Source organism: Thermoanaerobaculia bacterium, from assembly GCA_035260525.1.
Taxonomy (GTDB): domain Bacteria; phylum Acidobacteriota; class Thermoanaerobaculia; order UBA5066; family DATFVB01; genus DATFVB01.
In genome coordinates, this window is sequence record DATFVB010000102.1 from 1 (window position 1) to 10,871 (window position 10,871).

9 protein-coding genes are annotated in these 10,871 nt (G+C 68.8%); 2 read left to right on the top strand and 7 right to left on the bottom strand.

The features are described from left to right. Positions 1-377: 377 nt before the first annotated feature. Together VKH46_04940 and VKH46_04945 are read right to left on the bottom strand one after the other, a co-directional pair. Positions 378-1,568 carry a hypothetical protein gene (locus VKH46_04940; GenBank protein HKB70168.1) on the bottom strand — a complete coding sequence of 397 codons (1,191 nt, stop codon included), beginning with the start codon at positions 1,566-1,568 and terminating at the stop codon, positions 378-380. Between the two features lie 287 nt (positions 1,569-1,855). Then, complete coding sequence (locus tag VKH46_04945; GenBank protein HKB70169.1) at positions 1,856-2,980, bottom strand: SLC13 family permease; 1,125 nt, start codon at positions 2,978-2,980, stop codon at positions 1,856-1,858. A gap of 32 nt (positions 2,981-3,012) precedes the next feature. Between VKH46_04945 and VKH46_04950 the strand changes: the two genes are divergently transcribed. Next, positions 3,013-5,160, top strand: coding sequence for an acetate--CoA ligase family protein (locus tag VKH46_04950; protein ID HKB70170.1), 2,148 nt, complete (start codon positions 3,013-3,015; stop codon positions 5,158-5,160). Between the two features lie 57 nt (positions 5,161-5,217). Here the strand turns inward: VKH46_04950 and VKH46_04955 are convergent, their stop codons facing one another. From VKH46_04955 to VKH46_04975, 5 genes are read right to left on the bottom strand one after another with little or no spacing between them, the layout of a single operon-like run. After that, the gene (locus VKH46_04955) at positions 5,218-7,098 is read right to left on the bottom strand and encodes a beta-L-arabinofuranosidase domain-containing protein (GenBank protein ID HKB70171.1); all 1,881 of its coding nucleotides are present in this window, start codon (positions 7,096-7,098) and stop codon (positions 5,218-5,220) included. Further along, positions 7,098-7,634, bottom strand: a complete 537-nt coding sequence (locus tag VKH46_04960; protein ID HKB70172.1) for a hypothetical protein — start codon at positions 7,632-7,634, stop codon at positions 7,098-7,100. The genes VKH46_04955 and VKH46_04960 overlap by 1 nt, the downstream gene beginning before the upstream one ends. Continuing rightward, on the bottom strand, positions 7,631-8,038 hold the full coding sequence (locus VKH46_04965) for an MBL fold metallo-hydrolase (GenBank protein HKB70173.1): 408 nt from the start codon (positions 8,036-8,038) through the stop codon (positions 7,631-7,633). Before VKH46_04965 ends, VKH46_04960 begins: the two co-directional genes overlap by 4 nt. Beyond that, entirely contained in the window at positions 8,035-8,481 is a 447-nt protein-coding gene (locus tag VKH46_04970; protein HKB70174.1) for an MgtC/SapB family protein, read from the bottom strand. Before VKH46_04970 ends, VKH46_04965 begins: the two co-directional genes overlap by 4 nt. A gap of 13 nt (positions 8,482-8,494) precedes the next feature. Continuing rightward, positions 8,495-10,564 (bottom strand): dehydrogenase E1 component subunit alpha/beta, encoded by a 2,070-nt coding sequence (locus tag VKH46_04975; GenBank protein ID HKB70175.1) that lies wholly within the window; start codon positions 10,562-10,564, stop codon positions 8,495-8,497. 110 nt (positions 10,565-10,674) lie between these two features. On the opposite strand from VKH46_04975, the gene VKH46_04980 reads away from it, so the two are divergent. Continuing rightward, positions 10,675-10,871: hypothetical protein (locus VKH46_04980; protein ID HKB70176.1), on the top strand; the 197-nt coding region annotated here is incomplete at its 3' end.

Below are 10,871 nucleotides of genomic sequence, written 5' to 3' on the forward strand. Positions count from 1 at the left end.
CCGCCATACGAGAAGAGATAACGAAAACAGAAGCTTCGGCACCGAGAAGCGAACTACTTCGAGGGATCGCCAAGCGCCCAAGGCGTGCAGGCCATCCCTGACTCTCCGCCATTTTGCGTCAGCAAAATGGCGGCGCCGCGAAGCGGCGGGAGCGAAGCGACAGATCAAGGATCGCCGAGCACGCCAGTGCGACGGCCATCCCTGACTCTCCGCCATACGAGAAGAGATAACGAAAACAGAAGCTTCGGCACCGAGAAGCGAACTACTTCGAGGGATCGCCAAGCGCCCAAGGCGTGCAGGCCATCCCTGACTCTCCGCCGGACCTACCCCCGGGCAGATTCTTCGTCGCTTCGGCGAAGAAGGACGCCTCCCGGCCGCTACCTCGACGCGACCGCCTTCGGCTCGGCCGGCCTCTGGAAATCCGGATCGCTCAGGTACAGGTACATCACCGCCATCGAGTCCTGGTCCTGGCCCGACGTGTTGTCGTACGTCGAGACGAGCTCGTAATGGTGGTCGTGCCGGATCGGGATCCCCTCGGCGCTCTCGAACGTGTCGACCCGGTCGAGGCCGATCCGGTCCACCGGGTTCTTCGCGAAGCTCTTCCAGACGGTCTTCCCCTCCGTATCGTCGACGAGCTCGAGCGACTCGGCGAACGGGTGCAGGTGCACGGCGATGAAATGGATCGTCGTGTCCCGTTTCAGCGCCAGCATCGCGTCGACGGGCGTGCGGTTGACCTCGCGCCCGGGATGGACGACCCAGTGGCCCGTGAAATCGCGGCCGTAGGCGTCGTGGTACTGGAACGCCGCGGCGTTCTGACCCGGCAGGCAGCTCGCCCCTCCGTGCTCGGCGTGCTGCGGATCCATTCCGAACCGGCCGTCGGCGCCGGAGAGGAGCTTCAGCCCGAACACCGCATCCTCGTACAGCGGCTGCATCGAAAACGAGAGGTCGCGGTCGCGGACGTACCGGATGCGCGTGCGGTGGCGGACCTTCAGGTCGCAGTCGTCGTAGTTCAGGTTCAGCACCTGCGTCGTCAACGACAGCTTCTCGTCCGACCAGACGGGAATTCCGAACCCCGCCGGAAACTCGATGTTCATCTGTCCCTGCGAGAGCGTGAAGAGGCGGGGATTCACGTCGTGCCGGAGGTGGAACCGCTTGACGTACTCGGCGGAGTCGAGGTCGAGATTGCTGTGGCACATGAACTGGTCGAGCCCGGAGGGATCACCGGCGTCCCCGACGACGTCGGCGGAGTACCCGGTGATCCAGAGGAGCTCGGCCGGGCCGGCCTCCATGGCGACCGGCATCGTGCTCTGCGGGCCGGTCATCGACCGGTATTTCTTGTCGATCGTGTAGAAGTCGGAGAGCTCCTCGACGACCTGCTCGTGCGCGGCGATCTCCAGGCGCGATGCCGAAGCGTCCCTGGCCTGGCTCGACGCGGGGGCTTCGGCCGAGCTTGCGTCCGCGCCCGCGGTCGCCGGCGAGGAGACGGCGCGATCGGAAGCGGGTTCGGCCGGCACGGCGGCCGGAGCGGAAACGGCGGCGGAGGCGAGAAGAAACGGGATCACGAACATGGCGGACTCCCGAAATCGATCATACAAGCAAGCTCGAGACCCCAACGTTCCATTGTCGTTGGCGGCGAGACGCGGGGAGACGGGTTGGAAGACGGGTTCGGCGGGCCTGCCCGCGGGCGAGGCGTGCCGAAAGCGTACGTTGAGACCGCGGGCAGGCCCGCCGGGCCCGTATGGCCGTCGCACTTGCGTACTCGGCGATCGGCGCGCCAGCGCTTCGCGCCCGGCCGCTTCGCGTCGGATCCGTCGCCGAGCGACGGGGCGCTGGATATCCGACCCGTATCGCCGCGTCATACAAGCAAGAAGGCGGCCACGCCGAGCACCGCGAGAAACGCGAAGCTCACGCGGTGAAACCGCGGAAGGAATACGGGATCCGGGCCGCGTTCGTGGGAGTAGATCTGCCAGCCGAGGAGGTTGGCGAGCGACGCGATGAGCGTGCCGCACCCGCCGGCGTTGACCGCGTAGAGCAGCGTCTTCCACCGTCCGGCGGCCGAGGGCGCCAGCAGCACCGCCGCCGGCACGTTCGAGATCGCCTGCGAAAAAAGCGCCCCCGCCAGATAGAGGCGCGGTCCCGGGGGCAACGGCAGCGACTCGAACAGCCGCGCGAAGTGGAGCGACGTGAGCGCCGCCATGTCGATGAACACGAAGAAGAAGAGCGGGACGATCGCAAGCGACGCCGGGTTCCCGCGCCGGCCCGGAAGGAGGAGCCACGCCGCGAACGCGGCGGCCAGCGCCGCCGTCGGCGGGAGAAACCCGGCGATCGACGCGAGGACGAGCGCGATGCCGAGCGCTCCCGCCGCCGCCCCCGCCGCCGCGACCGGAGGGGCGGCGCGCTCGACACGCGTGATCGTCCGGGCGGGCTCGAGCACCAGGATCGCCGTGCCGAGCAGGACGAGGCTGACCGCCAGGAACGGCGCCATCGCCGTCAAAAACGCCGGGATCGTCATCTTCGAGCGGTGCAGCAGGAAGAGGTTCTGCGGGTTCCCGATCGGCGAGGCGCAGCCGAGGATGTTCGCCGCCGTGATCTCGAGGATCACCGCGTTGCGGACGCGGAAGTCGGAGAAGCGCGAAGCCGCGACCGTGAAAGGGATCATCACGAAGAGCGCCACGTCGTTGGTCACGACGGCTGAGAGCGCGCCCGAAGCGAGGACGAGCGCGGCCGTCAGCGTCCGCGCGCGGGAGAAGCGCCGGATCGCGCGGCGCACGGTGAAATCGAGGGCCCCCGAAGCCCGCAGCAGCTCGACCGAGAGGATGAGGGCGGCGAGTGTGGCGAGCAGCCGAGAATCCTCGACCCGCGCGACGCGGCGCCACGGAACCGCGCCGCTGCCGACCGCCGCGACAGCGAGCGCCCCCGCGACGATCAGGAAAAGCTGATCCCGCGCCCGCTCGCCGAAACGCCGCCACGCGTGTCCCATGCTTCGAAAGACGAATGGTAGGATGCCGCTCGTTGGCGAGCCACAACAATCGCGAGGAGCGGCCGGACGGCCTCGACGCGGTCTTCCGGCCGCGGTCGATCGCGGTGGTCGGCGCGTCGACCCGCCCCCAGTCGATCGGCGGGAATCTCCTGTCGAATCTCTTCCGTTCCGGCTTCACCGGAAAGATCTTCCCGATCAACCCGCACGCGTCCGTGCTCCATTCGGTGAAGTGCTACGCCTCGGTGCGGGACGTTCCGGACGAGATCGACTGCGCGATCGTCTCGGTTCCCAAGGAGCACGTCCTCGCGGTCGTCGCCGAGTGCGCCCGCAAGGGGGTTCGCGGGCTCGTCGTGATCACGGCCGGGTTCAAGGAGGTCGGCCCGGAAGGAGCGGCGCTCGAGCTCCGGCTGAACGATCTCGTCCGGAAGAAGGGGATGCGGATGATCGGCCCCAATTGCATGGGGGTCATCAACGCGGAGCCCGAGTACTCGATGGATGCGACCTTCTCCCCCACGCCGGCTTCGTACGGCCCCCTCGCGTTCGCCTCGCAGTCGGGCGCGCTCGGCGTCGCGATCCTGAACGTCGCGCAGTCCCTCAAGCTCGGCTTCACGCAGTTCGTGTCGATGGGAAACAAGGCGAACGTTTCGTCCAACGACATGCTCCTCTACTGGGAAAACGACCCGCGCACGCGGATCATCGCGCTCTACCTCGAGTCGTTCGGGAATCCGAGGCGCTTCGTCGAGATCACGCGCCGGGTGACGAAGAAGAAGCCGGTGCTCGTCGTCAAGTCCGGCCGGACCGTGGCGGGCGCGCGCGCCGCCTCGTCCCACACGGGCGCGCTCGCGGCCTCCGAGGTCGCGATCGACGCCGTCCTCGAGGCGTGCGGCGTCTCGCGCTCCGACACGATCGAGGAGCTCTTCGACCTCGCGTCCGCCCTCGCGTCGCAGCCGCTGCCGAAGGGCGATCGCGTCGCGATCCTCACCAACGCCGGGGGACCGGCCATCATGGCCACGGACGCCGTCATCCAGCAAGGACTCAGGCTCGCGGAGCTTTCCGGGCAGACGAAGCGGCGGCTCGCCGCTTTTCTCCCCCCGGAGGCATCGCTCGGAAACCCCGTCGACATGATCGCGTCGGCCTCCGATGCCAACTACGGGCGGGCGGCGAAGATCCTGCTCGCCGACCGCGGCGTCGACGCGGTGCTCGTCATCAACGTCACCCCCGTGCTCTACGGCCCGCGCTCGGTGTGGGACGCGCTGATGGCGGCGACGGCGGCCGCGAAGAAGCCGGTCCTCTCCGTCTTCATGGCCAACGAGGAGTTCTACGACGAGGCGCGCTCGATGCCGGCGCATCCGCCGATCTACCGCTTTCCCGAGCCCGCCGCGCGGGTGCTCGCCGAGATGTGGAAGATCGGACGCTGGCAGAAGAAACCGCGGGGGACGTTCCCCCGGTACCGGGTCGACGCCGGCAAGATCGCGCCGATCCTCGCCCGAAGGAAGCGCCGCGGCGGCGGCTATCTCGACCCCGACGATGCGTTCTCCGTGCTCGCCGCCGCCGGCATCCCCGTCGCGCGTCCGGTTTTCGTTCGCCGCGAGTCGCAGCTGCCTTCCGGCGCGCGCAAGGTCGGTTATCCGCTCGTCCTCAAGGCGACGGGCGAGAAGATCGTCCACAAGTCCGACGTCGGCGGCGTCGCGACGGGAATCCGCGACGAGACGGAGCTCCTCGCCGCCGTCGAGAGGATGAAGGGCGAGCTCGCGCGCCATGGCGCGGCGGCCGACCTCGAAGGCTTCATCCTCCAGCGCGAGGCGCGCGGCCGCGAGCTCGTCGTCGGAGCGACGAACGATCCCCGCATCGGGCCGCTCGTGATGTTCGGCCTCGGCGGGCGCTACGTCGAGGTCTTCAAGGACGTGAAGTTCGTGCTGCCGCCGGTCACTCGCGAGGAGGTCCTCGAAGCGCTCGCGAAGCTGAAGGCGGGAACGCTCCTCTCCGGCGTCCGCGGCGAGCCGGCGGGGGACCGCGAGTTCCTCGTCGAGGCGATCCTCCGCGTCTGCCGCCTCGTGACGGACTTCCCCGAGATCGCGGAGATGGACGTCAATCCCCTCTTCGTCTCTTCGCGCGGCCGCGGCGGGCTCGCCGTCGACGTCCGGATCCGCGTCGCGGCGCCGGAGAACGCCGGGGGATGAGTCCCGGGCTCGATGACGTTACCCGATGAACGGCTCTCCACGAGGAATCGCCGAGACTCAGGCCCTCTCCGTCTTCCAGTACACCGCGTAGCGCTCGTCGAAGATCGAATGGAGCGGAACGAGCGCCATCTCGCGGCCGTTTGACTCCGCGGCGCGGAGCTCGAGCGGGCGGCTGCCGGCCGAAAGCGAAGCCTCCCGCAGCGCCGGCGCGGGCACGGGATCGAGCTTGTACTCGGGAACCGTCCGGGGTTTCGTCGGCTCGGCGCGGAGCGTCGCGGGCGTCAGGCCCTCTCTGCCGAGGCGTCCGGCGAGCACGATCGGCCCGTACATCGCCGCCTGTGTCGCGGGATCGTCGGGAGTCGGCTCGAAGCGCGCGCGCATCGGCAGCGTGAGCGCGACCCGGTCGCCGTCCCGCCACACGCGGTCGAGCGACCACCAGCTCCCGGGCGCGGCGAAACCTTCCACCGGGCGGCCGTTGACCGTGCCGGACGCGCGCCCTTCGGTCCATCCCGGGATCCGGAAACGGATCTCGGCCCGGACCGGCGCGGCGGCCCGGACGACGACCGTCGTCTTCGGCTCCTCCGGGAACCGCGTCTCCTGGACGAGGCGAAGCCGCTTCTCCTTCCAGTCGAGCTCCGAGGCGATGAACTGGTTGACGGCGGCCGATTCGCCCTCCCGGGCGTAAATCGGCTCGCCGACCTTCGCGAACGACTCGCTTCCCGTTCCGGTGCAGCACCAGAAATCGTGGAGCGGAGTTCCGAAGAGCTTCCAGAAACCCGACGCGAGCGCGACGTAGTAGAGCTTCGAGCCGTCGGAGGGATGCTGGGTCCCGAGGATTCCGTTCCAGAGCGCGCGCTCGGCATAGTCGGCGCAGGCCATGTCTCCCGTCCAGCCCGCGACGTGCCGCGTGAGCTTGAGCATGTTGTAGGTCGGGCAGCACTCCTGCGTATAGCCGGAAAGCTCTCCCGCGATCACGCCCGGATCGGCGTTCCAGCTTTCGCCGTTGCTCGTCCCTCCCGTGCAGTACGCCCGGCGGCCCGTCACCTCGCGCCAGAAGAACTCGGCGACGTCGCGATACCGCCGCTCGCCCGTGAGCTCGAAACGCCGCGCCGCGCCGACGATCTTCGGAATCGTGGTGTTGACGTGCAGGCCCTTGAGCTCGTCGCGTCCGAAGGCCAACGGCTCGAAGATGCGCTCGTGGTCGAAACGGTGGGCGAGCTCGCGGTCGCCGCCCTCGCCGGTCAGCGCGGACAGGTTATAGAGCGCCTCGTTCATCCCGCCGTATTCGCGCTCGAGGACGCGGGCCATCGCGGCATCCCCGAGCGGCTGCGTCCAGCGCGCCGTCCACGCCGCGATGCCGCGCGCGACGTCGAGCGCCTGCGCGCTCCCGGCGAGCGAGGCCATGTCGAGCATTCCGGCGAGGATCTTGTGGAGCGTGTAAAAGGGCGCCCAGACGCGCTGATCGGTCCGCAGGCGGTCGAAGAGCTCCTCCGGGAACGCCGAGAGATATCCGTTCCCGTGGGCCTTCTGGCACTTGCCGAGCTCGCCGACGATCGCGTCGCCCCGGCTTTTCGCTTCCGCGTCCCCGAAGGCCGCCCAGCGCATCGCGAGCGCCGAGAGGTAATGGCCGGTGTAGTGGCCGCGGAGCTCGTTTTCCGGCGCCTCCCATCCTCCGAGCGGAGCGGCGGCGGAAGGAATGCCGGCCGTCACTCGGAACATGTGGAGGAGCCGGTCCGGATCGAGGTTCATGAGGAACCGGCGGTTCGCGTCCGCGGCATCGAGGAAAGGGCCGGGAAGGAGCCGGACGCGCGAGAGGTCGAACGCCGCCGAACCCGCATTCGGCGCGGGAGACCCCGCGCCGAACGAGAAACGCGCAAACGGCAGGGTCGCGGCCGCGGCGCCGGCCCCGGCGAGGAACCGTCTCCGCGAGACGCGCATCAGGGCAGCGTCTCCCAGATCATCCGGACGAAATTGTCCGGCTTGACGAAACCCTTTCCCCACTTCTCGTCGAGCGGCGCGGTGGGTTTGTCCGCCTGCGCCTGCACCAGCGTCTTTCCCGCGCTTTTTTCCGCCGCGACGGCCGCGCGCGCCCGCTTCAACATCTCTCCGAACGCCGCGAGCTGCGCCCGGTCGCCGAGCAAACCGTGCCCGGGAACGACCTTCGTCGCGGGGCCCGAGAGCTCGAGCCCTTTCTCGACCGCCGCGACGTAGCCGTCGATCGTGCCGCCGGTCCCGGTGTCGATGATCGGGTACATGCCGTTGAAAAAGCAGTCGCCCATGTGCAGCACGTCGGCGCCCGGGAAGTGCACGAGGACGTCGCCGTCGGTGTGGGCGTTCTTCACGTGCACGAGGTGTACGGCCTCGCCGTTCAGATGCAGCGTCGCCTGGTCGTCGAACGTGACGACCGGCAGCGCGGCTTTCGGGGAGGCGGGAACGGTGCGGTTCAGATGCTTGATGAACTGCTCCGTGCTCATTCGCTAGTAGACGTGGTCCTGCGCGATGACGACCGCGCCGTCGGCGGCGAATTTCCGTTGGCGCCGGTGTGATCTCCGTGCCAGTGCGTGTTGATGACGAACCGGACCGGGCGGTTGGACATCTTCGAAAGCGCCTCCCGGATCTTCGGATGGAGCTCGGCGAACTCGTCGTCGACGATGAAGACGCCGTCCTCCCCCGCCGACGCGACGATGTTGCCTCCCGCTCCGGCGAGCATCGCGAGACCGTGGCCGAGCGGGGTCGTCTTGACCTCGACTTTCGAGAAGTCGGTCTGGGCCGACCCCGCGGCCGCGGCGACGCAAGCGGCGACTCCGAGGACGGCGATCCGGATTCCGCGCATTTTTCCTCCCGTCTTCGACCCGTCCGCGGCAGCCCGCGTCGTCACGACCGGCCCGCCGCGCGCTCGGCCCTCTCGAAGCGCGCCAGCAGCCGCAGCACCGCCAGCAGGATCACGGTCGCGCCGGCGGCGAGCACGTAGTGCCCGATTCCGCAGGCGAACCCGACGGCCGCCGTCGACCAGATCGACGCCGCGGTCGTCAGGCCATGGACCCGGTCCTCGGCCTTGAAGATGAGCCCCGCGCCGAGGAAGCCGATCCCGGTCGCGACCGCCTGGAGCGGGTCGAGGCGCAGCACGCTCACGGTCGACGGGCCGGCGGCGGCGGCCGTCAGCCGCGCGAGGACGACGAAGAGCGCCGCGCCGACGGCGACGAGGATGTGCGTGCGGAGGCCGGCGGACTTGCCCGCCTTCTCCCGCTCCCATCCGAGCGCCGCCGCGAACGCGCCCGCCGCGACGAGCCGGAGGAGGAGCGAGAAGTCGTCCGGCCACATGATCGGCGCCGTGTCAGTATTTCGCGATCTTCTCGATGGCGGCCGAGATGTCCTCGATCTGCGGGAGGATGAACTTCTCGAGCGTCGGCGCGTAGCCGACGAACGTGTCGGTCGCCGCCACGCGCGCGACCGGAGCGTCGAGCCATTCGAAGAGCTCCCCCGCGATCCGCGCGGCGATCTCGGCCCCGTAGCCCCAGGAGATCGGGTCCTCGTAGCAGACGATCGCCTTGCTCGTCTTCTTCACCGACGCGGCGATCGCGTCCCAGTCGTACGGCGAGAGCGAGCGCAGGTCGATGATCTCCGTCGAGACCCCCGAGGACTCCTTCGCCTTCGCCGCGGCGACGATCGACCGCTGCACCTGCGCGCCGAAGCAGACGAGCGTCACGTGCGAGCCTTCCTGGACGATCCTCGCCTTGCCGAAGGGGATCGCGTAGTCGGGTCCCGGATAGAGCCCCTTGTTGTAGGTCTGCCGGTAGAGGTGCTTGTGCTCGAGGAACATCACCGGGTCCTCGCACCGGATCGCCGTGCGCAGGAGGCCGTTGGCGTCCTGCGCGTTGGACGGAAGGACGACGCGGAGCCCCGGCACGTGGGTGAACATGACGGGATCGCACTGGGAGTGGTAGAGCGCGCCCGCGATGTAGCCTCCGACCGGGACGCGCACGACGACGGGCGCCGCGAAGTTGTTCCCCGAACGCCAGCGCATCGTCGCGAGCTCGTTGCGGAGCTGCATGTACGCCGGCCAGATGTAGTCGAAGAACTGGATCTCGACGACGGGCTTCAATCCCTTGACGGCCATTCCGACGGCGCGGCCGATGATGTTCGCCTCCGCGAGCGGCGAGTTGAAGACGCGGTCGTGTCCGTAGAGCCGCTGCAGGTTGTGGGTGACCTTGAAGACGCCCCCCTTCCCCTTGACCTCGCCGAGCACCGCCTCGCGGGAAGCGTCGGCGACGTCCTCGCCGAAGACGACGATCCGCGGGTCGCGCTTCATCTCGTCGCGCAGGCAGGCGTTGATCAGGTCGACCATCGTCTGGGGGTCGCCTTCTTCCTGCTTCGGCCCCTCGAAGGCCGCCGACGTCGGGTCGACGTCGGGGGAATAGACCCACTGGAGGGCGCTCTCGGGCTCCGGCAGCGGTGCGGCGAGCGCGCGCTCGGCGTCCTCGTCGACCTGGCGGTCGATCTCCTTCTGGATCGCGGCGATCTCCACCTCGCTCGCCACGCCCTCGGCGGCGAGGAAGCGGCCGAAGTTGACGACCGGGTCCCGGGCGAGCTCGCGCTCGCGCTCGGCGGCGGGACGGTAGAGCTTCTCGTCGTCGGAGACCGAGTGGGAGTAGGGACGGATGACGTGCGCGTGGACGAGCGCGGGGCCCTTCCTCTGCCGGCAGTACTCGGCCGCGTACCGGAGCGCGTCGAACGACTCGAGGAAGTTGCAGCCGTCGACCTCGGTCACGAAGAGGTTCGGGAAGCCGCGCACGAGCTTCGAGATCGACCCGCCCGCGAGCCCCACCTCGACGGGCACGGAGATCGCGTACCCGTTGTCCTCGATCAGATAGAGGACCGGGAGCTTCAGGTTGCAAGCGGTGTTGAGCGACTCCCAGAACTCCCCTTCCGCCGTCTGGCCTTCGCCGCCGGAGACGAAGACGATCTCGTCGGAACGGAACGCGCGGTCCTGCAGCCCGGGGATCTTCGCCATCCGCATCCCGGCCTCGGCGATCCCGACCGCGTTCAGGAACTGCATCGCGGTGCAGGAGGACTTTGACACCAGATTGAAATTCTTGTGCCCCCAGTGCGAGGGCATCTGCCGGCCGCCCGACGCGGGGTCGTCCCTGGCGCCCGTCCCCCCGAGGAACATCTCGTACGGCGTGACGCCGATCGCGAGGCAGAGCGCGCGGTCGCGGTAGTAAGCGATGAACCAGTCGTGCGCGGGCTTCAACACCATGCCGGCCGCCGTCAGGACCGCCTCGTGGCCGACGCCGTTGATCTGGAAGTGCGTGCGGTTCTGACGTTTGAGCTGGATTTCCTTGTCGTCGACCCGCCGCGAGCGGTAGATGTTCTTGTACGCGGCGACCATCGTCGAAGCGTCCAAACCGTGGTATTTCTCGACTCGTGCTTCCGACGCCATCACGATGCCTCCGCGGCGGGATTGTAGCAACAAACCCCCGGTTGGCCCCCCCCTTGCTTCGACGCTGAACGCGCGTGGCAAAGCGAGAAAAGACCGCGGATTCGGCCCCCGTCGAGGGCTCCACGTTCTGGCTGGAGATCGTCGTCTACGCCGCGCTCATCGTCGGCTACCTCCTCCTGGTGTTGAAGACCCTCGACCGCCCGCTCGCCGGGCTCTTCGAGCACCATCGCGTCCAGTACGCGTTCGCGGCCCTCCTGCTGATCCTCCTGCA

Coding starts and splice junctions, on each gene's coding strand:
- VKH46_04940 (HKB70168.1), bottom strand. CDS start 1,568: ATGTTCGTGATCCCGTTTCTTCTCGCCTCCGCCGCCGTTTCCGCTCCG.
- VKH46_04955 (HKB70171.1), bottom strand. CDS start 7,098: ATGCGCGTCTCGCGGAGACGGTTCCTCGCCGGGGCCGGCGCCGCGGCC.
- VKH46_04960 (HKB70172.1), bottom strand. CDS start 7,634: ATGAGCACGGAGCAGTTCATCAAGCATCTGAACCGCACCGTTCCCGCC.
- VKH46_04945 (HKB70169.1), bottom strand. CDS start 2,980: ATGGGACACGCGTGGCGGCGTTTCGGCGAGCGGGCGCGGGATCAGCTT.
- VKH46_04970 (HKB70174.1), bottom strand. CDS start 8,481: ATGTGGCCGGACGACTTCTCGCTCCTCCTCCGGCTCGTCGCGGCGGGC.